This window comes from Mesorhizobium subarcticum, assembly GCF_055456085.1.
Genome location: NZ_CM144237.1, coordinates 28606 through 51392, shown reverse-complemented (window position 1 = coordinate 51392; position 22787 = coordinate 28606). Strand labels below are relative to the sequence as shown.

Sequence of the window (22787 nt, the reverse complement as noted above, 5' to 3'; positions counted from 1 at the left end):
CTACGCCACGCGACACTGCGGGAGGTGCGCAAAAAGTAGGGGGGGTGATCGCCAGGATCACGCGCCCGCAAAGTAAAATTTCCTGGCGGTCAATCGACGCAGCCGTCTTTTATCCACTGTTCGATCTCTGCGATCTGGTCATCAGGTATGTACGGGCCGCCATCGGGCATGCGTCTGCCGCCGAAGCCAGTCTTAAGGTCGATGATCAGATTGACTTTGTCAGTATCCGGAGTTCCAATCAGCTCTGGCTGGATCAACCTTTTGCCCTTCCCAAGAGCCGCGAGCAACTCGTCTCTCGTTTCCCACTTAAAAGTCGGTCCATGGCCGCTCAGGTCTGCCTTGCCCTTCGCGGCGATCCATGCGGCCATTCCATTCTCCAAAATGGTCTTGACCCGATCGAACGGCATTTTTTCCTCCTAGCAGGCTGTTGAAAAACTGTTTTGTTCACGGAACGTATCAGAATCAGACCGAGCACAAACCAGATTCAAAACGGGTATCTCCGATCCTTTTTCCACAGCCTGCTAGTGCTCGGTGACATATTTCGACAGCGCGTGGCTCACGTTCAGAAGCTTCGGATCGAGAACCTTCACCCCCTTGGGTGTCGTGACTTTCTTCGTGTCATGGCAACTGAAGCAATTCGGAGCCAACACTTGCGTAAACGATTCCATCGCCAGGCTCGACAGGGCATCCTCGCCGGCGACTGGGCCGTGGTCGGATGACTCTCCAGGCGCGTTGACGAACGACTTGCCGACCTCGAAAGTCTCCGCAGGCTTGTCCAGCCACGTGGCGCCGACGAGGCGGTAGAATCTGCGCTTGTCAGTCTCTGGCAAGGCGCCTTTCTGAAAACGCTCGAAGAGAAAGGTGTTGATATCGATCACGTCGTCATCCAGATCAATTGTCGTCGCCTTCGCCGCCGGATACGCGCGGTAGACCGACCGCGGCGTAGAACTGCCCTTCTCAAGGCGTTGCGTGGACTCGTTAAACGCGGCCGCCTGTTCGCTAAAACCGGGCGCTTCGTTAGCAACTGTACCGATGTCGCCACCGTGGTAGAGAAGATAGTCGAACGGGGAAATCGAGCTAGGAGGCCCCGATCCGTTTCCGTCCGGGTTGACGGCCGATGACGGGCCGAGATCAGTTGTGCCGGACAGGTCGGTGTGCTCGAAGGTCGACCAGATGAATTCCGGATGGCCTTTCAGCACGAACACCACATGGAGTGCCAAGAGACCCAGTTTCACCTTTCGGGCCGGCGCCGACTTGTCGATCTGGATCTTGTCGTCGATGACCCGCAGGGTGGGGACCTCGGCGTCCGTCTGAATGAAGGAATCGAAATCGGACGGATTCGTTAGCACCCGCCAAGCAGACTTCAACTCCACGACACCATCGGTGAAAACGAGATTCTCGTCGGCACCCTCGATCGACTGCTTGTCAGTAATGTTATTGTCCTTCAGGAATTTAGCGAAGGCGTCGTTGACGTGGATGCCGTAGTAGACCGGGTACCCCCGCTGGTCGAAAAGGATTGCGGCGTTGCCCGCTTGTTCGATCCCACCATCGAGAGCAACGCCATTGCCTGTCAGTCTGGCAAGTGAAGCGACGACATTTTCCTGGGACGCATCGTTCGGCAGTTCGATGCTGCGCGGAGCAAGCGATAGCATCTTTGACGCCTCGACGTGGCTGTCGAACAGGGTCTCAATCGAGCGCCAGCTCAAGAAAGCGGCTTTGCCGTTCTGGTCCGGCTTCGTGTCGAACAAAAAATTGTGCCAGGCGTCCATGTAGAAAGGACAATCGGGCTCGGGGTGTGGCGGCGGGGTGTGGTCGAACTTTGGCTCGGGAGTATCGGGAAGCCATTTTTCCACGTTGGCAACCTGGCCGGCAGGTGGACACTCTGCAAAAGCCCATCCGGTGTTAAGCGTTAAAAATAGACATGCTGCAGACGCCCAAAGGGAATTTGTTTTCACAGCCACCCCCACTCAAAGATCGTGAGAAAATCAAATTACCTTTAACGATTATTCTCACTTCACAATTTGTGCAAGATGGGTTTTGTCAAATCTCCAATATCTATTTGGCGCGATTACTCTATCGACCCCTCGATCCAAGCTAACCCCTGCGACTAGAATAAGACCGGCATGAGGGGCATGATTCGTCCGCGCTGTGCCACGTACCACGGGATCGAGCATGAGCTTGATCTCCGGTCCGACATGGTCACGGGTCGTCCAGATGAGGCGGCGCGGTCGTGTCAGAATTGCAGCGCCCGTTGGGTTCGGAGCAGATATTCAAGGCCCGCAAGTCGTTTTCGGGCAGGCGTCGAGTGTGGAACTGACCTCGGCGGGGGTGTGGCCCAAAACCGTCCCGTAAGCTTGGAGCCGCCGCCGCTGCGTGAGCCACTTGGCGAGCTGCGTGAATGTTTGACTGTATCACTCGCCGACGCGGGGCGTGAGATCGGCATCGCATTCTGGGACAGGGAGGGGCGCATTTCTTCCTCAACTAGCACCTCGCAGGATAACTGCCCTAATTTTGTTTTCTATCAACCCGACGCGCGCCGAGTTTGCCCGCGACAGAGATGCTCAAGTCACGTCTTTCAAAGCGATTTTGATTCGAGCGTGAAGCGGAGTGATCCAGCGTTGCCGACGGGTATCGAACGGGATGATTGTGGACCTGTCGGCGTGCTCCAAAAACTGCATATCAATCAATTACTTATGTCAAGTTCCGGTGAGAGGGGAGCCGCTAATTGGGGTATGCGACTATCCTCTACCAATGGAAATCCCGGTGCGCCCTAGCCAGTCCCACGAGGGCCCAGACTTACACGCTGACGCATGACTTTCGTCGTTCGTTACCATTTGCACGAACAAGGGTTGACTTCCGATGAGCCTGTCAACCGTAGCCGTCACGCTTCGAAAACCAGCCCCTTGCTCAATCGGTCTCAGCCTAAAAATGGTCCGTGGCGGAAGACCCCGCGGTTATCGCCGACGTACCAGGGAAAAACTATCCTGCTATCCGCTATTCGGACCGCATCGCGCTGGCGAAGCAATGGTGGAGCTGGCACGGTTCCCCGCAGCAGGACTTACTCGCGCAGGGAGTGGGCCGGTCAACTACAGGCGTTTTTTTATCGACGGCACGCGCATTAAGCCGCGTATGGGTTGCGAACGGCTGGCCGCGATGATCCCAAGCTGCGCTTCTTCGCGATCCCCAAGCAATTCGGTGTGATCATTCTCGGGAACCAGTTTTATACCGTGAAGAACGATGCAAAACTATCGTTTAGCAGTTGAGCACGCGAACGGTGTGCGCAATAATCTGAGCCGATATTGCTGGAATCCGTTAAATGAAGCGAAACAATCTGATTTCCCGATTCCGGGCCACATGGATTCGACCAGATGAACGCCAAGAGCCTACGAGGACGAGTTGCATCTCGGCCGATTAAATCGAGCGCACCATGATTACGATGTTGTCCGCCCGAGGGGCGCTCGTGCCCTGCACCGTGACCGAGTTCAAGCAGGAGACCACGGGTTTTAAGAAGGTTACGGAGCCCGAGGATTGCGACGGCACATATAACCTTCAGAGACCAAAACAAACCCAGTGCCTGAAGATTGTACCGCACGATGGGCATTGGGGAATGCTTGTGGACATCGCTTCCCCAAACGATCAGATCAATTGCGTATCAGTGGGAAATCTGGATTTGCCGTGGTGGCAAGTCGCCGTCGGAGCAAAAAATCCGGCGCTTCATTCCGCACTCGGAATCAAAATTGGAATAATCGACGTTCTGTTCAAACCTGGACCAGACCTGGCGCATCTGATATTGGCCGAGCCCGAAAGGCTCGCGGCATTTTCGTCTGTTCCCACGGAAGGGCACGGCCGCCAAGTATGCGCGATCGTTGCCGGCCGTGGACCCGGCAATTACGTTGGTCTCGCCTACGATGCCGAGACGGTTTTCGTCGACGCGTCGACGCCGGGCGACCAAGGTGCTGTATCGGAGACCGACGTGGATCGAGCGAGAGTTGTCGACGGCATCCGCAATCTGTGGGAGAATTACGAGGTCGACATCATCAATCTGTCTTGTGGCTTCGACGATCAATATGTTCTCGATCTCAAAGACGCCATCGAAGAAGCTGCGGACAATGGGGCGATTTGCATTTGTGCCGCCGGCAATTCGGTCACGCGCCCGATCGAGGTTCCTGCCCGCTACGAGGCGGCGGTTGCCGTCTGCGGCGTCGGGTTCACCGGCGTTGCAGACGAACCCACTTTCCTGGGCCGGCTCGCGCGGACGGCGCAGCAAAAAAACTGGCTATTTGGACAGGCGATTCCTACTTGGCCTAGGGGTGTTCCTTTCTTGCATCCAGGTACCGCTTGGGGAGCGGAACTAAACGCATTTGCGCCCAGTTTGGGCATTATTCTCCAGTCCGAAGATGGGCGATGCATGGAACATAATGGGACCTCGTTCGCTTCTCCCATTGTCGGAAGCGTTCTTGCGTGCGCGCTCTCCCGTGACCAAATATATCGAAACCTGGTCGGCCGAGCACGGTATGATTATTCAAGGCGCCGCCTTGAGGAGATTTCGGCCGATATAAATCTGGCTCCGGCGGGTTCCCTAGCGGGAATGCCGTTGCTGCAGCGTTAAGGATTGTGTGGTATGAGTCGGTTGATGCAGCCTAGGAAGGTAAAAAGGCGTCCAATGGCAGCGAAAATGCGGGAATATGTGGTTTCGCTCCGACGCGGTGCTGACCTAAATATGGTTCCCAGCGGCTCTCTGATGGACGCCGTGAAGCAAACGCACGTCCACATTATGCAAGTCATGCCTACCGGCAAGACGATCGTTGTCGCCGTGAACAGCCCGGGCGAGCTAAAGCTCTTGCGCGAGCGACTTGATCGTGTCTGCCACGTCGTAGAACGGAGCGTTGGCCACGTGCTTTGATCGGCATGCCGCGCCGATATACAAGCCTACGCCCCCCGCTTCCGGGAAGGCACGGCCACCGAAAGCGGGATCGCCAACGCTTTGGCTAGTTCCAGCCATCGAGCATGGGAATCGGAGGTCTGTTTTCGCTTTGCCCTGTGTCGGATTGCCCCAGGACGCGTCCGGTTTTTCCGTCGTTTCTAAAGGCGGTAGCTACCGGTTCGCGGCGGGATGAGCGGAGCCGTCCTGCACAAAATCCTCGACGCTGGTCTCTCTTGGCGGCCAAGCAAGATACGGGCCCCACGCGTTGGCGAAAGCGATTCGCTGCCAGAGGTCGGGCGCAACCTCAACATCCGAATTGCGTCGCAAAACGTCCCAACTGACCCAGAATATGGGCGGCTCGTTTATGACTGTTTGGCCGGGAAGATCCAGTTGCAGGCACAAATAGTGCGGTTATGATTTGTTGCCCGGCGATTTCGAAATAACCTTATCGCCTTCGACGAGACTGATGGGGCTCAAGTCCTAACCTGCGTATTGATTGTCGAGGGAAGATGCATGTTCAAAGAAGCTGTCGTGGTTGATGCAGGGATGACAGTGACCGGGGCGCTTCGCCGCCTTGCTCAGTACGGCTATTGGTCGGAACCACAGGGCCTGGGTCCTCGCTCCTGGATTGAGGAACATCTCGCCGCGACGTACAAGGTTGCATCACAAGAAGCGCCGCCGCGCGGGAACCGAGACCCGGATGACCGGAGCTCGGCGGGTCATCCGCCTCCGGACTACGAATCCACTATGCCGACAATCGCGGATGCGACGCGCTTGCTTGCGCGGCCCTCGACGGACGTGCGTGTCGTCATTCGGCGGCAAGATGGCGTCACCGTTTATTGGTATGCACGAAATCTCGTGGAGGTGCTTGAGATTCTCGCTGAAGCGGGGGCCGACGACACTGTAGCCCTGGCCCTCCACCTTCATAAATTCTCCTCCAGCCCCATCGCCCAGTTAGCGGACCTCGACACCAAGAGCGTTGAAAAATTCACAGGCGTCATTCTGCGGGGCCAAGAGCCGATTGGGGTCTGCGAATCAAATGGGCGTGCTCTTCGCTCGGATGGTTGGAGCCAGGTTGACCAAGAAAGTTTCGATGATGCATGGCTTGAGCGATCCGCCGATGCCCACTCCGTAGAACACGGTGACGCCACGGGACACGAGGAACCGGTCATCGAGGCCAAAGAGGAAGGGGGGCGGGAACTACGGCCCTATCCTTTCATGCATGCGCCGTCACACGTCACGGTCGGTTGTGTGTTCAAGGTCGAAATAGGCTTATCCGACAGTCCGAGTTCAGAAGTTGTATCTAGCGGACCGTTGGCATTGCGCGCACGCGCTGGCGAGGAGTCGATAGAAATCGGGCTGGAGATCATCGCTGACGGCTTTCAAGCTCCGGACGGATGGCGACAGACCCTCACCGTAGACGTCAACTCGCCGACGAATGCTCGCGTGGCTGTCCCGTTGATCGCTCTACCGCAAAGCGAGTCAGTTCGTTTGACCAGATTGTGTATTCATTTCATCGTTGACGGCGTCGTCAGCGGTGCAGCAGCGAAAAACATCGTCGTGACTCAGCCGGGCGTAGAAGCACCTGGTCCGGATATCCGAGGCCAATCCTGGCTGAACAGCGAGGAAACGTTTACGGCGCTCTCTCTTGCCCCAGTCGCGGCGAGGCCTGACATGGAACTCGACATCGTCAAGCCCGATGGAAATCCCGTGACCGGAAGCTACCGATGTGTGATCCGGAATTCGCATGGCATTGAGGTGCCGGATCGACCGCTGCCGGTTGAGCTTGGCGATGATGCAAGGACGTTCGCCAAAAAGCTGATCGATGACGTGCGGCTCTACAGCGACAGCCGACTCATCGATCGCTTTCTCGAGAACACCGGCGCGATGATCTCTGAGAAGCTGCCGCGCGAATTCTGGGAGGTGGTCCAGGCTATCGCCGAAAAAGTGAAGGATCGGCCTATCACGCTTCAGGTCAACAGTGCGGAACCCTACGTGCCGTGGGAACTTGCCATCGTCGATCCGCCCATTGATCCGGCGCGACCGAAATTTCTGGGTGCTCAACTTGTGATGGGGCGCTGGATCATTGGCGCCGAAGGGGTGAAATCGCCGCCGCGTGAGGCTCTGCCGATCCGAGCCATGGCGGTGATGGCGGGTATGTACAATGCGAGCACCGGACTGCGCGCGCTGCCGCAGGCGGAAGCGGAAGCAAAGGCGTTGACCGAGAGCTACGCCGCGCTGCCGGTAATCCCGCTCGAGTGTACCACGACCCAACTGATAGAGCTTCTGGACGCGATCCTGAGCTTCAAACTAGAGGTCATTGGCGGTGTGGAAATAGTACACTTTGCCGGGCACGGCGAGGTGGATCCGAGCCGCGCAGGGGACGCTGCGATCTATCTGAGCGACGGCAAACCAATCTCCCCCATCTTCTTTCTGCGGTCGAAGTTGGGGCAAGTCTATTCGCCCTTCATCTTCCTGAACGCCTGCATGGTCGGCACCGGCGGCCAGTTCCTCGGGGACTATGGCGGTTTTCCAGGCAACTGCCTCGCGGGCGGGTTCTCTGGGCTGGTCGCGCCGCTCTGGGCCGTGAACGACAAGATCGCCAAGTCGGTCGCGATCGAGTTTTATCGTCAGGTGTTCGCCGGACCGACTGGGCGGTCGGTCGCCGAGATACTTCGCGATATTCGCGCCGTGTATAACAGCGCGGAGCCGGTCGCGTCCTATCTTGCGTACGTGTATTATGGCAACCCCAGCCTGAAACTGACACGACTTGGCGGCATCGCTGTTGCGGCTGAACAGTGAGCGCGGCTCGCCGGCGGTCGATGGAGGAGAATGAATGCCCGAGCTGAATGGAGGTTCACAGCGTATCGACCTCGGCGGCGGCTACGCGCTGGTCGCGCCAGGCTTGCGGGGCAGGGCCGAGCGCCGCATTTCCGGGGCGGCCGATCTCCGCGCCATTGAACATTCCACGCCGCTGTTCGAAGACGTGCTGGCAAGGAGCGATATGACCACCATCTCCACCATCGACATCGTCGCGGCTCCTCTGCAGGTTCAACCGACCACGGCGGATCTAAGGGATGCCAGTGGCGAGGCGGCCTTGCTGCTCGAGGTGCCGGACCTCGGCCCGGAGACCGGGCAGGTCGTTCTGGCAATCGACGAAGCGGGTGCGCTCTCATGGCACTTTCCGCTCGACGCCGGGCAAATTCGGCCACCCAGTGTCCGGGGTTCCGGGGACAGGAAGCGGTTCCTTATTTCTCGGCGAACCCCACCGACCACACCTCCGGAGGAGGGGCGGGATCGCGCGCTCCTTGGCGCATTCGGCCGCAAGCTCCTGAAGGTCATCGTATACCCGATTTCGGATCTTCTGATCACGAAGCCCGCAAATTATATCGCCGAATATTGGGAGAAGCAAAATCGAGCATACGGGCTTCGGGATTTCTCGCCCGAGAATTACCGTCAGGCAACCACCACGCGCCGTGATCGCGAGCGATTGGCCCTGACCGCCGAGCAACTCGAAGGCCTCGCTCGGGGACCCGCGCTGCTCTTCGTCCATGGCACCTTCAGCAATGCGAATGGGGCGTTCCACGACCTGCCACCGGAGTTTGTGACGGACATCCATCGCCGCTACGGTGGTCGCGTCTTTGCATTCAATCACTTCACGATGGCGCACGGTCCGCAGCAGAACGTGCAATGGTTCCTCGACGAAATCGGGCGAATGCAGGGGACTGCAACGCTTGAACTCGACGTCGTCTGTCACAGCCGCGGAGGTCTCGTGGCGCGCACTCTTGCGGAGGGGAATGCGGCTTTTGGCATCGACAACGGACGGGCCAACGTGCGGCGAATCGCATTCGTGGCCGTTCCCAACCGCGGGACGCTGCTTGCCAATCCGGACCATGTTGCAGATATGATCGATCGCTACACCACCGCGCTCAATCTGTTTCCTCCCGGCAGTCCCGCCGATTGGCTTGAGGGCATCCTTATCGCGGTTAAGATTGTCGGGCACGGCGCGCTCAACGCGCTGGCAGGATTGCAGTCTATGCATCCCGATGGGTCATTTCTCGCAGCGCTCAACAAGGGTGGACGGCGAAACGCGGAGTACCTGGCAATTGCGGCCAACTATACGCCGGCGGATGCCGGGCTCCGGTCGCTCGTGAGCCGCTCGGTCGACGCGCTTGTGGACAAGGTGTTCGAAGCCGATGAGAACGACCTCGTGGTCCCCGAGCGCGGAGTCTACGAGGCAAACGGCTGCGACAGTTTTCCAATTTCGATGGACCGCTGCCTGCGCCTCCCCGCCAGCGCGGGCGTGATGCACACGACCATGTTCGGGAACGCCGAAGTTCAGCGCCGGCTCGGCGAGTGGCTGCAGTGAGGCAGACCAGGCGCGATAGCTGATGCGCGCGCTCATGGAGGCGGCTGCTGAGGCGTTGCGGCAATTTGAAACAAGTGGGACCGACGCCGATCTCGATTCAGCCATTGATGCGCTCAACGCGCTGCTAGCGTGCAATCCTCCGCTTGGAGCGCCGCTCGGCGTCTGGCAAAGGTTGGGAACCGCCCTGTCCGAACGCTATGCACGGTCAGGCCGGGATGCGGATCTGGAGCTTGCAATCTCGATCGCCTCGGAGGCGCTGCGGACAGACGGCCTTGACGCAGCCGCCCGCGCGATTTTCCTCAACGACTTGGCCAATCGTCTTTCCGATCGGTTCAAGCGCGGTCGCGTCCTCGAAGATCTCAAGGCCGCTGTCGACTCCGCGCGGGAGGCGACGAACCTCCAAACCGAGCAGGATCCGGATCGCCTTGCGCTTCTTAACAACCTCGCCAATAGGCTCGCGGAGCGCTTTGATGTCACCGGGGATCGCACCGATCTCGACGAGGCCATCAGCGGCATGCACATCGTGCTAAAGCAAACTCCGGCGGACGATATAGACAGACCTCTGTTCCTCAACAACATGAGCAACCGCCTTTTGGGACGGTTTCGATTGGCCGGCGCGCGTGCGGATCTCGACTCCGCCATCACCCTGGCTCTGGAAGCCGTCCAGCTTTTGTCGGTCAAGCACGCGGCGAGATCTGCTCTTCTCGGCAATCTCGGCAAATGCCTTGGCGAACGTTCCCAACTGACAGGGGAACGAGGCGACTTGGACGATGCGATCACCCGCACCGCGGAGGCGGTTGATTCCCTTTCGGACGGCAATGTCGAGAAACCAGAACTCCTCGCCGAGCTTGGTCTGCTTTTAGCCAGGCGATACCCTACGACCGGCCCAGCCGATCTCGATGAGGCCATTGCCTGCTTCCAGCAGGCGGTTGCGCAAATATCGGAGAGCCATCCTAACCGGCATAGCTTCCTCAACAATGCGGGCAGTCATCTCGCGGAACGATTTCGCCTGACCGGAGCGCGATCAGATCTTGACGCCGCAATCGCCAGGTCAGAGCTTGCCGTTCAGGTTGTCCCGGATGGGCATGCCGACGCGGCCGCTTGTCTATCCAACCTCGGCACCGAGCTGCATGACCGCTTTATCCTGGCCAAATCTCCCGGAGATCTGGATGCCGCCATCAGCCACTTGTTGACGGCGGTCGACCGCATTCCCCCTGAGGACGTAGCCCGTTCGAAAGTGCTGGACACACTCGCTACCGTGCTGGCGGAGCGTTCCGAACTCAGGGGCACGCCGTCTGATCTCGATGACGCCATTGCGCATGCGGAGGAAGCGGTCCGCCTCGCTCCTGAGGGCGATCCGAGCCTCGGACGGTATCTCAACAATCTCAGCCTCTTCCTCTCCAAGCGATACATTTTGACTGCCGGGCGTGCGGATCTCGATGCCGCCATCGCCAATACCGAGAAGGCGATCAGGCTGACTCCGCTGGAGCACGTGCATCGGGGGATACTGCTACACAACATGGGTCGATGGCTCGCGGCGCGCTTTGGCGCCACAAAGCTCGCGGCCGATTTAGAAGCCGCTATCGTCTATGGAAAGAAGGCGGTTCAGGCCACTCCCGACAACCTCTCAAACAGAGCGCCCTTTCTCATGAGTCTTGGCGACAGGCTCTTTTCTCGCTTCGACATCGCTCGCGCGCCTGATGACCTGGATGCAGCCATCGAAGCCTATTCCGAGGCCGTCGGTCTGCTGCAAACACGAGCCCTGGAGAGCGAAGACGCAGAAGAGATTGCCACCGAAGCGGCGCGCGGGACCCGAAGACTTGTCCGCATGCTGGACATCGGCGGACGGCACAGGGATCTTGTCGCTGCTCTGGAGCGCGGCAAGGTCGTGCGTCTGCGTACGGAACTCGCCCGCGTCCATCGTTCTCCGCGCGATCTCGATGCCGGCGGGCAGGCCCGCTATCACGCGCTCCAATCGCGCATTCGCCAGATCGACGTCAAATTGCGCGCCCTTCGTGGCCTCGAACCGGGCAAGCGGCCCCCCGCTTTCAGCCCTGACGTTGCGGCGTTGAGCCAGGAACGCGGTTCAGTCCGCCGGCAGCAACAGGCTCTGGAGGTGAACGACCCGGCCTTTCAGGACAATCCGACCGACTATGATCGCGCTCGCGCGATCGCGAAGCAGGCCGAGGCGGCAATCGTTTACCTTCAGCCGATGGAGAGGGGGACGAATGCGCTGCTGGGCCTGTTGGTTCATCCGGGCTCGCCCGTGGCCGCTCCCGACCATGCTGACGTCTTGCACATCCAGGGATGGCATCGCGATGCCGTGCTTGATCTGCTGATTGGTCAGGCGCGCGATCTGGTGCGCATCGGCAGGCCCTTTGTGCCTGGGACAGGCAATCTCGGTTGGCTGACAGCCTACACCATGCGAAAAAGCCGACTTGTGGATGGGACGCCAGGCAGAATGCACTGGCTCCGCACGATGGATGAGATTTTGGCGAAGCTCACCGAGGTGATGAGACCAGTCGCGGAACAAGTCGCGAGGACCGGGCTCCACCGCGTGATCCTGATCCCGGGCGATCGTCTCGGACTGTTGCCGCTCCATTCTGTTCCGATCGATGGGAGTGGCACTCCCTTCTGCGACATGTTCGAGACGCGATATGCCCCATCGGCCACGATCCTTGCGCAGGCGCGAGCGGACCGGTTGCACGATGGTAAACCGCCACGCCTCGTCGGTGTCGCCAACCCGGACGGCACACTCGCCTTTTCCAATATGCAGATGCATGCGATGGCGCGTCTTTTCGGTGACAGGCAAACGATCAGATGCGGAACGGATGCGCGTCGATCGTGGTTCCTGGAACATGCACCGGCGGGGGACATCGTGGCTTTGTCCACACATGCGAAGTTTGCCATGGGCGAACCGAAGGATTCTTTTTTATGTTCGCTGCCGAAGAGCCGGCAGCTATAGATGGTTCCGCCACAGCACACATGAATGGAAGGCTCACGCTTGACGAATTATGGCGTGGAGATCTCAGGCTGAAGCCTGGGGCGATTGTCGTCGCGGACGCTTGCGAAACCGCCCAGATCTCGCCGGGCGATACTGCCGACGAGCATGTGGGTTTCTGTGCGGCATTGTTGGCCGCGGGCGCCGGAGCGGTGGTTGCCTCCTTGTGGTCGGTGCCCGATCTTTCCGCTGCGCTCTTGATGGAGGACGTCTACGCACGTGTGAAAGCCGGCGAATCTCCGGCGCGGGCACTCCAGCAGGCGACGAGGGCGCTTAGGACCATGACGCGGGCGGCGGCTATCACGCGGCTTGAGCGGGAACGCGAACGTCTGCAAAGGGAAGTCGCCACTCAGTTGCAAAGCGGCATGCCACATCAGGGCTCTATCGGGGACCTTGATGCGAGGATCTTGCAGCGATCCGCCGATGCGGTGGCAGCCTCCCTAGAGAACCTGGCAAAGGCTCCCGATATCCCTTTCGCGCACCCGGCCCATTGGGGGGCGTTTACAGTGACCGTCGCTCATGCAGACTGATGGGAGCAGTTGGCGAGGCGTGAGAGGTCGACGACCCTATCGCTTGAGAGCGGGTGCGATCCGATTGGAACGTGCGGGTTGGGACGAGTTGTCGGCAGTTAACTAAGGGAAAATTCAAAGACCAGCGGCACGACCGCTCAAACGCAGTCACTTCACTACCGGCCCATTTTTCAGTCAAACTGATCACAGGCAGGGGCGAAAAATCGGCATTCCACAGTGAAGCAGGGAAGGGGGATTTCTTCCCCAAATAGTTCGCCCTGAAAAACTCTTGGATCCCTTGCGTTGCAGGGATTCCCATCGGGTTTGAAGTATTGGAGAATGCCGGAAACCACCTTCGATCTGTCGTTTCCTGGTGTTTTTGCAATGCTTCCAGCCCGTCCGTCGTCCGGTAAGAATGATTTGTTCCGCGAGCGCCTCGATGCCATCATCAATCCGCGCCATCCGCTGGTCCGGTTGTCGGCATTGATGCCGTGGTCGCGCTTTGACGAAGCGTTTGGCGGGTTTTATCGCCCGATCGGCAGGCCGGCCAAGCCGACGCGGCTGATGGTCGGTCTGCATTACCTCAAGCACGTCCACGACCTGTCCGACGAAGAAATGGTGGAGCGTTGGGTTGAGAACCCGTACTGGCAGTTTTTCTGCGGCTTCGAGTTCTTCCAGCACGAGCCGCCGATCGATGCCAGCACGATGACGCGCTGGCGCAAGCGGATCGGGTCCGAGGGGCTGGAGGAAATGCTGAAGGCAAGCGTCGACGTCGCACTCGAGACGGGGACTGCGAAGCCCGGTTCGCTGGAGCGGATCACCGTCGACACGACGGTGCAGCCGAAGGCGATCGCCCACCCCACCGACAGCCGGCTCTACCTCAAGGCAATCCAGATCCTGGTGCGTCAGGCCAAGCGGTACGGCATCATGCTCAGGCAGAGCCACATGCGGCTGGCCAAGGCAGCGGCGGTACGGGCGGGTCGCTATGCGCATGCCCGGCAGTTCCGCCGGATGCGTCGCGAACTCAAGCGCCTTCGCACCTATCTCGGCCGGGTGTTCCGCGACGTCGGTCGCAAGATCGCCGGCAATGCCGAACTCGAGGCCAGATTTGCCCCGTTGCTCGGGCTCGTCGAGCGGCTCTTGGCGCAGAAGCCGAAGGACAGGAACAAGATCTATTCCCTGCACGCACCCGAGGTGGTCTGCATCTCGAAGGGCAAAGCCCGCAACCCTTACGAATTCGGCTGCAAGGTCGGGATCGCGGCAACCAACCGCGAGGGCCTCGTGCTGGCGGCCAAGGCGTTCGAGGGCAATCCGTATGATGGCCACACGCTCGCAGCAACGGTCGATCAGGCCGCGCAGATTGGCGGCGTCGAGCCGGACCGCATCTACGTCGACAAGGGCTATCGCGGCCACGATTATGCCGGCGCGGGATCGGTGATGGTCGCCGGCCGCAAGCGTGGCCTGACGGCCACCATGTGTCGGGAACTGAAACGACGATCGGCCATCGAGGCCACCATCGGTCACATGAAGACCGACGGCCGACTGGACCGCAACTTCCTCCTCGGCCATGATGGCGATGCGACCAATGCGCTGCTCGTCGCCGCAGGCCACAATCTGCGCCTGGTCCTCACGGTTCTCGCGCTTTGGCTTGCCTGGTGCCTGCAAGCACTCCAGCCGAAAACGGCGAAATCGGATGCTTCCACCCGTCTTCACGCGTTCGGAATATCAACGCCTTAGCCGTTATTCAGGGCCGACCAAATAGCGACCTCACCGGACAGCTGCGTTTTGTTTGCGATCAATCCGTCACGCGCCGATCCGCGATTGCTCAAGTGCGCCTTTCAAAGTGTTTCATTCGATCGTGAGGCTGCGTGATCCAGTATTCTCGACGGGTATCAAGCGGGTTGGTTGTGGACCAGGCCTGTGGCGTTCATAAAGTACTGTTTTTCCATCAGAAAAGTGCAAGACGGGGATGAGTGGTGCCGGGTATTGGGATCTGTTGATCGTGCCTGACCGTGACAATCACGCCTGGTCACCCCGGTGCTCAATGAGTCGTTTGGATGCACGGCACTGCACTTTATTCTTTTCGTCCCATGCATCAAGCTCATCAACGGGGTAGAGCACCGCCTTGCCGATTTTGACGAACGAGGGACCAAGACGCATGGCGCGCCAATTTCTGAGCGTTCCGACGGAAATTCCACCACGATAGCGCTCAGCTACTTCTTCCGGAGTAAGGAATTTGCTCTCTGCCATTTCTGCCTCCATCCGCCGCAACGACTAAGGCCGTGTCGCCGAATCTAAGTTGATGATCGCGCGTGAGGCGATGAGGCCCGAGCACCGTCACCTCGGATCACCAGTTTGATCGCCCAGGCCCGGGGGCTCACGCTTCTGCACTGACATTAATGCTGAGCAATTTGCATCCGCGAAAGAGCTTTCAGGTGAGCGTCGGGAAAACGGATACAGGCGACGCCACATTGGCGGGGTTGCCTCCTTTGCCAACTGGCCATGCTCTTTGCCAGGTGCGGCATAGGTGTCGCCACTTCGGTGGAAGAGACGATTTTTCGAAATTATTGCGGAGCGATTGCGGGCGAGGGGAAGACCCGGTTCACTTCAAATCCAGTTCTAATGACAGAGTGTCGGTTCGATTCCGACCACCCGCACCATCCTCCTTATATGCAGTCTCGCTACCTCTGCCGGTTGCTAGCTAAGCTAGACTAAGACTAGTGCATGAGTTCGAAGGAAAGGGAGCCTCATTGCGCGTCCTCGAGCCGGAAGTGACAATGGAGGGCGATATGGGCCGGATGGTAATCACGATCCTCGGCATGGTCGCCGACATGGAGTTGAAGTTTCATCAAGGATCGCCAACGCGCTGGGATCGAAGCGGCGAAGGCGGAAGGGAGCTACAAGCTACAAAAGGCAGGAAGAAAAACGTCGATGATGACGAAATCCGACGCCGCATTACCGCCGGCGCCAGCACGGCCAGCGTCGCCCGCGATCTGAAGGTTTCAAGAATGACCGTTTATCGGGCGCTTGAAAATGCAGATGGGCAATCAGAGGGTTGAGACAAATCACGCTGAACGGTGGGTTCTGTATCTGTTCTGCGAGTTGGCCAAAATCGCTATGACGCGCTTGCGATTTTGCGGTCTGATTTGCTTCGGGATGTCACGTCCCGTTAGGTCATCTTAATTGGCACCTTGCCTCTCTCCGGCCGCTACGCCGGAAAGCTCGTTATCAACTAGGCTGTGGTCGTTGACCGCCGCGCAGAAAGAAAACAGATCAGGTCGTCTCGGTCGCTTATGTAGTTCGCCCTGAAAAACTCTTGGATCCCTTGCGTTGCAGGGATTCCCATCGGGTTTGAAGTATTGGAGAATGCCGGAAACCACCTTCGATCTGTCGTTTCCTGGTGTTTTTGCAATGCTTCCAGCCCGTCCGTCGTCCGGTAAGAATGATTTGTTCCGCGAGCGCCTCGATGCCATCATCAATCCGCGCCATCCGCTGGTCCGGTTGTCGGCATTGATGCCGTGGTCGCGCTTTGACGAAGCGTTTGGCGGGTTTTATCGCCCGATCGGCAGGCCGGCCAAGCCGACGCGGCTGATGGTCGGTCTGCATTACCTCAAGCACGTCCACGACCTGTCCGACGAAGAAATGGTGGAGCGTTGGGTTGAGAACCCGTACTGGCAGTTTTTCTGCGGCTTCGAGTTCTTCCAGCACGAGCCGCCGATCGATGCCAGCACGATGACGCGCTGGCGCAAGCGGATCGGGTCCGAGGGGCTGGAGGAAATGCTGAAGGCAAGCGTCGACGTCGCACTCGAGACGGGGACTGCGAAGCCCGGTTCGCTGGAGCGGATCACCGTCGACACGACGGTGCAGCCGAAGGCGATCGCCCACCCCACCGACAGCCGGCTCTACCTCAAGGCAATCCAGATCCTGGTGCGTCAGGCCAAGCGGTACGGCATCATGCTCAGGCAGAGCCACATGCGGCTGGCCAAGGCAGCGGCGGTACGGGCGGGTCGCTATGCGCATGCCCGGCAGTTCCGCCGGATGCGTCGCGAACTCAAGCGCCTTCGCACCTATCTCGGCCGGGTGTTCCGCGACGTCGGTCGCAAGATCGCCGGCAATGCCGAACTCGAGGCCAGATTTGCCCCGTTGCTCGGGCTCGTCGAGCGGCTCTTGGCGCAGAAGCCGAAGGACAGGAACAAGATCTACTCCCTGCACGCGCCCGAGGTGGTCTGCATCTCGAAGGGCAAAGCCCGCAACCCTTACGAATTCGGCTGCAAGGTCGGGATCGCGGCAACCAATCGCGAGGGCCTCGTGCTGGCGGCCAAGGCGTTCGAGGGTAATCCGTATGATGGCCACACGCTCGCAGCAACGGTCGATCAGGCGGTGGAGATCGGCGGCGTCGACCCGGACCGCATCTACGTCGACAAGGGCTATCGCGGCCACGACTATGCCGGCGCGGGATCGGTGATGATCGCCGGCCGCAAGCGTGGCCTGACGGCCACCATGTGTCGGGAACTGAAACGACGATCGGCCATCGAGGCCACCATCGGTCACATGAAGACCGACGGCCGACTGGACCGCAACTTCCTCCTCGGCCATGATGGCGATGCGACCAATGCGCTGCTCGTCGCCGCAGGCCACAATCTGCGCCTGGTCCTCACGGTTCTCGCGCTTTGGCTTGCCTGGTGCCTGCAAGCACTCCAGCCGAAAACGGCGAAATCGGATGCTTCCACCCGTCTTCACGCGTTCGGAATATCAACGCCTTAGCCGTTATTCAGGGCCGACTATGTAGGTTTTCTGTTCCGTTGCTTCTGTAATGGGCTTCCGATTGTCAATCTCCAAAATGCATCCTGTCGCCGGTTTCTTGCTTCTGTCCGTGATCGGTTCGAGACCGTCACTTTATGCCATCTGAGGGAGCTGGTGGAGCAATCTACTCAGCGTGATACGGACGTTTCCCCGGCCACCGCAACGGAACCTGCCTCACCATCTCCGCGTCCCGACGACGGGACTTCATGGAGCGAGGCCGTTCTTCCCCGCTCGAACTTTTCCCTTTTGAGTTATGCAGCTGCGGTCGCGGGTTGTTGACCCCAAATGAACTCCGTGCCGTCCATCCAAATCCGGTGGAGTACGGTCGCCAGCTTGCGCGCCAATGCAACCTTCGCCCGCCGCATCCCCCTACGTTTCGCGATCTGCACAGCCCATGATTTGAGCGAACTGAAGCGCGTAACCCTCGAGAGGATTACATTGGCCGCGTCGTGAAGCGCCGTGCGCACCGAAGCGTCTCCGACACGACTGATGCACCCGACAACATCGGTTTCGCCGGATTGGTAGCGTTTCGGCATTAGGCCGAAGAAGGCACCAACGGCCTTGGATTTCGCGAACCGGCTCGGATCGTCCACACCCGCTCTGAATGTCAGAGAGACGACTGCTCCTACGCCAGGGGTGGTCATCAGTCGGCGGCAGGTCTCGTCGCCTTTGACGATGGCCAGCACTTCACGGTGCAACTTGGCGAACTCGCGCCAGATTGCTTCTCGCGCGGATAACATCGGTTCGATAATTCTCGTCAGCATTTCCTGACCGGCAACCAGTTCGCGAATGCGAGCCGCAAACTTGCCGCGATCAGTCTTCACCACCATCGCCGACAGTGCGGCTTTGACGTGGCGGGTCTCAAGCAAGACGGTATCGTACCCGCCTTCGCAAATCCCGTCGTGGAGCCATTGTGACAAAGGGCCAGCCTCGAGACCGACGCGCGTAATCGGCAACTGAAAGTCCCTTATGAAGGCCACGATGGCCTCAGGGGCGCTTTCCACTTTTGCTTCGCGTAGAATTGCACCAGATGCATCAACAACGCAGACACTGCTCAGTTCAAGCGATACGTCGATCCCGATATAGTTTTCCATGTTCGTCTCCCCGATGGTGAGGCCCGAACCGCTCGGACCTACGTGAAACCATCATTCTGGAGATCGGATCGGCCGCTGTCTGCTCCGATGCGCCCATTACGGCATCTACTCAAAGCCCGTGTTCTGAAGGAAGCGATGGAAACTGCCACAAGCACGTGGCCAGCCAGCCTTCCCGCCACGTCCAATGTCTCTCGTGTCATCGACACATTCTGACGTCGCAGGATGCGTTCCACCTCGACAGCGGCTTCATTGCGCCAATGTCGGCTTGGACGACTTCCCCGCAGCCGGCAAATTTCTCGCTTCCACCGTCATGGCGACAGCTCATCCACTGGACAGACACAATGTTCGGTGAGCCGTTACTGCCGGTCATAGCTCCGAGGTCGCAGCCGCTAATTACTGCCGAAGGACGACGGTGATGGGCCTATGGTCAGATCCATCGGCTTCCATCATCACCTCGGCGCTCACAAGTCTGTCGGCGAGCTCGGTACTCAAGAAACAATAGTCAATCCGACGCCCATCGCCTATCACGGTCCCTCCCTGATCGGCATTGGTGCGCGGATATGAAATCGAACGCATTTCGATCTTTAATGTAGTTGGTTATGCCTGCGTGACTTGACGCCGGATAGACTCCGGGCGTGCCCATGCCAGCATGCGGTTGAGAACGATGCAACCGATGGCAACCTCGGTCTGTTGAGCCGGAAGAGAGCGTGCTCGCAGGCGCCGTCCGATCAGCCCCTTGTATCGTCCGATGGCTGTTTCGCTCAGCGCCCGCTTGCCGTAGCCGGTGGCTGCCTGCCATTTCAGCCGACCGTCGCTTGCGATTGCGGCAATGTGCTTGTCCCTTTGACCAGGCGGTCCGGTATCACCGCTTTCCACCGCCGTGGAACGCGGTGGAATGACGATGTTCGCGGTTGCGCTGTGCTGCAGGATAGACCGATAGGTTGGCTTGCCGTCATAGGCTCCGTCGGCTGTGAACTGGTCGATCTCGCCGTCGATCTGATCGAGCAGCGGTGCCACCTGGGAAGGATCATCCGTGTCCTGATCTGTCAGCCTTTGGGCAATGATCGCGCCACTTTTGGCATCCACTGCCAGATGCAGCTTGCGCCAGTTGCGACGTGATCTGGCGCCATGTTTCTGCTCCAGCCATTGCCCGGCGCCGTAGACTTTCAATCCCGTGCTAGCGACAAGCACATGCAGCGGGCCGTCCGGCAGCGGCGGGTTTCGTCGGGCTGATGGCTCCCACTTCTGTGCCCGACGGCTCAGCGTCGTATGATCTGGAACGGGGACTTTCAGCCCCATGAGATCCAGCAGCGAGTGGAGCAATCCCTCGGTCTGGCGCAGCCGCATTGCCAAGACGCAACCCAGCGTCAGCGCTGTCTCAATGGCGAGATCGGAATACCGGGCTTGGCCGCCGCGGGTCTTGCGTCGCGGAGCGCGCCATCCCGCAAGTGCCTCCGGCGTTACCCATAAGGTCAGGCTACCACGCCGGCGCAGACCTGCTTCGTAGTCACGCCAATTCGTCACCCTGAATTTCATCTTTCCGACGTGATGACGACGATCTGCGTTGTGTTTGTACGGCATGGCACTCAAATCAAGCTGATTTCGATCCTGCCTGCCTATCGCCAAACCGTTGACAAAGGATCCATGCACCAACGCTCGATAGAGGTACATCCATCGCCCGCGCACCTTGATGTAGGTTCTTTAATTGATCGTTAGCGCTCGGTGAGTTTGTCGCATGTATCGGCCGCCTGCAAGGTTCTTTTCGAAGTCATCCCATTTGGCGCTTCATCTCGGCATCCAAGGCGCCGGCTTCCCAAAGGTCTCATTCGCGATGCATTGGCTCGCATGTAAATCAATCGGGTTCATCCGGTAGCCTGCCGCTGCAACCGATACGGCAACTCTCGCCAGCACGTTCCTCGCGCGGCTTTCTAATCAGGCCTCCCTGGGTTCAAACTCCGTGCCGTCTTTCCAGATGGCGTGCATAATCACAGCTAGTTTCCGGGCCAGAGCTACTACGGCCTTCTTGTGGCTTGTGCGCTTCTTTAGGGCAATCGCCCAGTCCTTCAGATGCTGCCCAGACCCGGATTTCACCCGGCACAGCAAGCTGTTGGCAGCTTCATAGAGAACCGTGCGCAGCATCTGATCACCGCGCCGGGATATTCTGCCACTATAGTCAATGTCGCCTGATTGGTATTTACGCGATGTCAGCCCGATGTACGCCCCCACCGATCTGGATTGGGCAAACCGGTCCGGCGTGTCGATCGTGGCGACATAAGTGACGGCACTCACAGCGCCGATGCCGGGAATGGTCATCAGGCGTCGGCAGGCCTCGTCCACTCGGGCTTGGCGCATCATGTCTTTCGTCAGCGCCGATGCCTGACGCAGTGCTTCGGTCCGCAGGTGTAGAAGCGGCAAGATAATTCTCATCAAATCGATCTGACCTTCCAGCGCCTTTCGGACCCTCTGATCATAGGTCTTCAGGTATTTGGGGAGACGGATCCCAAAACTGGCCAGCAGGCCGCGGATCGTATTCTCCACATTCAGCCGGGATTTAACCGCCTTGATGCACGGCGATCGGCTTTCGGCGGCCTGCATCGGCGATCTGGCCGCCCTCGGGGTGCATTTTGACAAGCCTCGTCGGGCGCCGGCAATGATCCGTCGTGAAGGCAGGCGGGGTTTGCAGGTTGCGGTCGGCGGGTTCGTTTCGGGGCGCCTGCGCCCCATCGTTATGTCGCGAGTTGGGGGATGCGATCGAGGACGATGCGCAGAATACGCTGGTCGGGGCAGGATGTCGGCAGGTGCAGGCGGATTTGCGTTTTCATCTCGACCACCCGCGCAGCGATCTTGATGAGGCGCAAACGCAGCGTGTCGAATTGGGCGACGGCAAAGCTCGAGCGTTTCGGCATCGCAGCGCGCAGGCCCCACATCAGCCAGTAGGCGCCGGCATGCAGGAACAGCCGGAACTGGTTGGCCGTCGCTCTTGTGCAGGATGTGCGGTCGGCGGCAAGATGCGTCTTCCAGGACTTGATGTGGTTCTCGGCCGCGCCGCGCCGGCAGTAGAGGTCCTCGTAGAGCGCCTTGGCCTTGCCACTGGCCAGATTGGTGACGATGAAGCGGGTGTCAGCTCCTTTGGCGCCGACCTCGACGCGCGCGATGATGCGCTCCACGCGGCTCCAACTGGCGGCGCCGTCAAAGAACTCCTTGAAGCGGCGGACCTTGTTCGTCTTCGACGCTTCAAAGCGCGCCATCGTGCGGGCTTCCAGGTCCGCGACATGCTCGCGCAGCGTCGTGGTGGGCGCCACGCCGAGGATGAAGTCTACACCGTTGGCGCGGCACCAGTCGATGACCTGCGGACCGCAGTAGTGGCTGTCGGCCCGGATCAGGATCCGTGTGTTCGGCCAATTGCTCCGGATCGCCCGCACCAGGCGGCGCAGGTGGGGGCGGATTTCTGCCCCGCTCGGCCGCCTGGCCGGTCGCAGGATCGCGCTGACGAACCGGCCCGCACCGTCGAACACTACGATCGGCTGGAAGCCGTATTCGTCGTAATGCGCGTTGAACAGGCGCAATTGCTGGCCGCCATGTACGGCATCAAAAGTATCGTCGATGTCGAGCACGATCCGCTTCGGCACCTGCCGGAAGGAAGCGCAATAGAGGTCGACCATCGCCCGCCCCATCGCGACCAGCTCCCGCACGCCGGGCAGGTTCTCCAGCCGGCACAGCGTCGACTGGGAGGCCAGATCCCGACCCGACGGCAGCGCATCCTGGGCCATCTTGAAGACCGGATCGGAGCGCAGCCGGTTGGCGTCATTGCCATCCTCATAGCCGGCGGCGATCATCTTCATGCGAAAGCCGATCATGTCCGCCAGGCTGTGGACGACCTGGTCCGGGCAGCGCGGATCATCGATGCAACGCGCCAGACGGTCGGCCACCCGCAGTCGTTTTTCCACCTCGGCCAGCACCAGAACGCCACAGTTGGAGGACAACATGCCGCCGTCGAAACGGGCGACGACGGACTTGCCGCCCACTGATGACAAACCGCTCAGCGGCAGGGTAAGATCATTCATGGCGGGTGTGGTCTCCGGGAAAT

16 protein-coding genes are annotated in these 22787 nt (G+C 59.6%); 8 read left to right on the top strand and 8 right to left on the bottom strand.

Features of this window, described 5'->3' with window-relative positions; translation table 11 throughout:
• Positions 1-89 precede the first annotated feature (89 nt).
• Together ACZYHG_RS00230 and ACZYHG_RS00225 are read right to left on the bottom strand one after the other, a co-directional pair.
• Complete coding sequence (locus tag ACZYHG_RS00230) at positions 90-407, bottom strand: hypothetical protein (RefSeq protein WP_464612011.1); 318 nt, start codon at positions 405-407, stop codon at positions 90-92.
• Positions 408-521: 114 nt separating this feature from the next.
• Complete coding sequence (locus ACZYHG_RS00225; RefSeq protein WP_464612010.1) at positions 522-1853, bottom strand: hypothetical protein; 1332 nt, start codon at positions 1851-1853, stop codon at positions 522-524.
• A 1619-nt stretch (positions 1854-3472) separates the two neighbouring features.
• Between ACZYHG_RS00225 and ACZYHG_RS00220 the strand changes: the two genes are divergently transcribed.
• The 6 genes from ACZYHG_RS00220 to ACZYHG_RS00195 all read left to right on the top strand — a co-directional run bounded on the left by ACZYHG_RS00220 (position 3473) and on the right by ACZYHG_RS00195 (position 14540).
• Positions 3473-4609 (top strand): S8 family serine peptidase, encoded by a 1137-nt coding sequence (locus ACZYHG_RS00220; RefSeq protein WP_464612009.1) that lies wholly within the window; start codon positions 3473-3475, stop codon positions 4607-4609.
• Between the two features lie 828 nt (positions 4610-5437).
• A complete protein-coding gene (locus ACZYHG_RS00215; RefSeq protein ID WP_464612008.1) occupies positions 5438-7726 on the top strand; it encodes a TCAD7 domain-containing protein in 2289 nt (762 codons plus the stop codon).
• A 34-nt stretch (positions 7727-7760) separates the two neighbouring features.
• Complete coding sequence (locus ACZYHG_RS00210) at positions 7761-9293, top strand: esterase/lipase family protein (protein ID WP_464612007.1); 1533 nt, start codon at positions 7761-7763, stop codon at positions 9291-9293.
• Positions 9294-9315: 22 nt separating this feature from the next.
• Entirely contained in the window at positions 9316-12258 is a 2943-nt protein-coding gene (locus ACZYHG_RS00205) for a CHAT domain-containing protein (RefSeq protein ID WP_464612006.1), read from the top strand.
• Positions 12228-12824: a CHAT domain-containing protein gene (locus ACZYHG_RS00200; RefSeq protein ID WP_464612005.1), complete on the top strand. Its 597-nt coding sequence runs from the start codon at positions 12228-12230 to the stop codon at positions 12822-12824. The genes ACZYHG_RS00205 and ACZYHG_RS00200 overlap by 31 nt, the downstream gene beginning before the upstream one ends.
• A 363-nt stretch (positions 12825-13187) precedes the next feature.
• Complete coding sequence (locus ACZYHG_RS00195) at positions 13188-14540, top strand: IS5 family transposase (RefSeq protein WP_464614840.1); 1353 nt, start codon at positions 13188-13190, stop codon at positions 14538-14540.
• 282 nt (positions 14541-14822) lie between these two features.
• Here the strand turns inward: ACZYHG_RS00195 and ACZYHG_RS00190 are convergent, their stop codons facing one another.
• Complete coding sequence (locus ACZYHG_RS00190; RefSeq protein ID WP_464612004.1) at positions 14823-15053, bottom strand: helix-turn-helix transcriptional regulator; 231 nt, start codon at positions 15051-15053, stop codon at positions 14823-14825.
• A 500-nt stretch (positions 15054-15553) separates the two neighbouring features.
• Between ACZYHG_RS00190 and ACZYHG_RS00185 the strand changes: the two genes are divergently transcribed.
• Positions 15554-15862, top strand: a complete 309-nt coding sequence (locus tag ACZYHG_RS00185) for a helix-turn-helix domain-containing protein (RefSeq protein WP_464612003.1) — start codon at positions 15554-15556, stop codon at positions 15860-15862.
• A 352-nt stretch (positions 15863-16214) separates the two neighbouring features.
• The gene (locus tag ACZYHG_RS00180; RefSeq protein ID WP_464614706.1) at positions 16215-17567 is read left to right on the top strand and encodes an IS5 family transposase; all 1353 of its coding nucleotides are present in this window, start codon (positions 16215-16217) and stop codon (positions 17565-17567) included.
• Between the two features lie 290 nt (positions 17568-17857).
• Here ACZYHG_RS00180 and ACZYHG_RS00175 read toward each other — a convergent pair whose 3' ends face one another.
• The 5 genes from ACZYHG_RS00175 to ACZYHG_RS00155 form a co-directional block, all read right to left on the bottom strand.
• A complete protein-coding gene (locus ACZYHG_RS00175; RefSeq protein WP_464612002.1) occupies positions 17858-18700 on the bottom strand; it encodes an IS110 family transposase in 843 nt (280 codons plus the stop codon).
• Between the two features lie 38 nt (positions 18701-18738).
• Entirely contained in the window at positions 18739-18933 is a 195-nt protein-coding gene (locus ACZYHG_RS00170) for a hypothetical protein (protein ID WP_464612001.1), read from the bottom strand.
• A 364-nt stretch (positions 18934-19297) separates the two neighbouring features.
• A complete protein-coding gene (locus ACZYHG_RS00165; protein WP_464612000.1) occupies positions 19298-20281 on the bottom strand; it encodes an IS5 family transposase in 984 nt (327 codons plus the stop codon).
• Positions 20282-20632: 351 nt separating this feature from the next.
• On the bottom strand, positions 20633-21295 hold the full coding sequence (locus ACZYHG_RS00160) for an IS110 family RNA-guided transposase (protein WP_464611999.1): 663 nt from the start codon (positions 21293-21295) through the stop codon (positions 20633-20635).
• A gap of 131 nt (positions 21296-21426) precedes the next feature.
• Entirely contained in the window at positions 21427-22764 is a 1338-nt protein-coding gene (locus ACZYHG_RS00155) for an IS1380 family transposase (protein WP_464611998.1), read from the bottom strand.
• Between the last annotated feature and the right edge of the window lie 23 nt (positions 22765-22787).

What these genes read in the sequence shown, in the direction of transcription:
- ACZYHG_RS00230 (WP_464612011.1), bottom strand. Translation starts at nt 407, where the DNA reads ATGCCGTTCGATCGGGTCAAGACCATTTTGGAGAATGGAATGGCCGCA.
- ACZYHG_RS00215 (WP_464612008.1), top strand. Translation starts at nt 5,438, where the DNA reads ATGTTCAAAGAAGCTGTCGTGGTTGATGCAGGGATGACAGTGACCGGG.
- ACZYHG_RS00210 (WP_464612007.1), top strand. Translation starts at nt 7,761, where the DNA reads ATGCCCGAGCTGAATGGAGGTTCACAGCGTATCGACCTCGGCGGCGGC.
- ACZYHG_RS00205 (WP_464612006.1), top strand. Translation starts at nt 9,316, where the DNA reads ATGCGCGCGCTCATGGAGGCGGCTGCTGAGGCGTTGCGGCAATTTGAA.
- ACZYHG_RS00200 (WP_464612005.1), top strand. Translation starts at nt 12,228, where the DNA reads ATGTTCGCTGCCGAAGAGCCGGCAGCTATAGATGGTTCCGCCACAGCA.
- ACZYHG_RS00195 (WP_464614840.1), top strand. Translation starts at nt 13,188, where the DNA reads ATGCTTCCAGCCCGTCCGTCGTCCGGTAAGAATGATTTGTTCCGCGAG.
- ACZYHG_RS00190 (WP_464612004.1), bottom strand. Translation starts at nt 15,053, where the DNA reads ATGGCAGAGAGCAAATTCCTTACTCCGGAAGAAGTAGCTGAGCGCTAT.
- ACZYHG_RS00180 (WP_464614706.1), top strand. Translation starts at nt 16,215, where the DNA reads ATGCTTCCAGCCCGTCCGTCGTCCGGTAAGAATGATTTGTTCCGCGAG.
- ACZYHG_RS00175 (WP_464612002.1), bottom strand. Translation starts at nt 18,700, where the DNA reads ATGGAAAACTATATCGGGATCGACGTATCGCTTGAACTGAGCAGTGTC.
- ACZYHG_RS00165 (WP_464612000.1), bottom strand. Translation starts at nt 20,281, where the DNA reads ATGCCGTACAAACACAACGCAGATCGTCGTCATCACGTCGGAAAGATG.
- ACZYHG_RS00160 (WP_464611999.1), bottom strand. Translation starts at nt 21,295, where the DNA reads ATGCAGGCCGCCGAAAGCCGATCGCCGTGCATCAAGGCGGTTAAATCC.
- ACZYHG_RS00155 (WP_464611998.1), bottom strand. Translation starts at nt 22,764, where the DNA reads ATGAATGATCTTACCCTGCCGCTGAGCGGTTTGTCATCAGTGGGCGGC.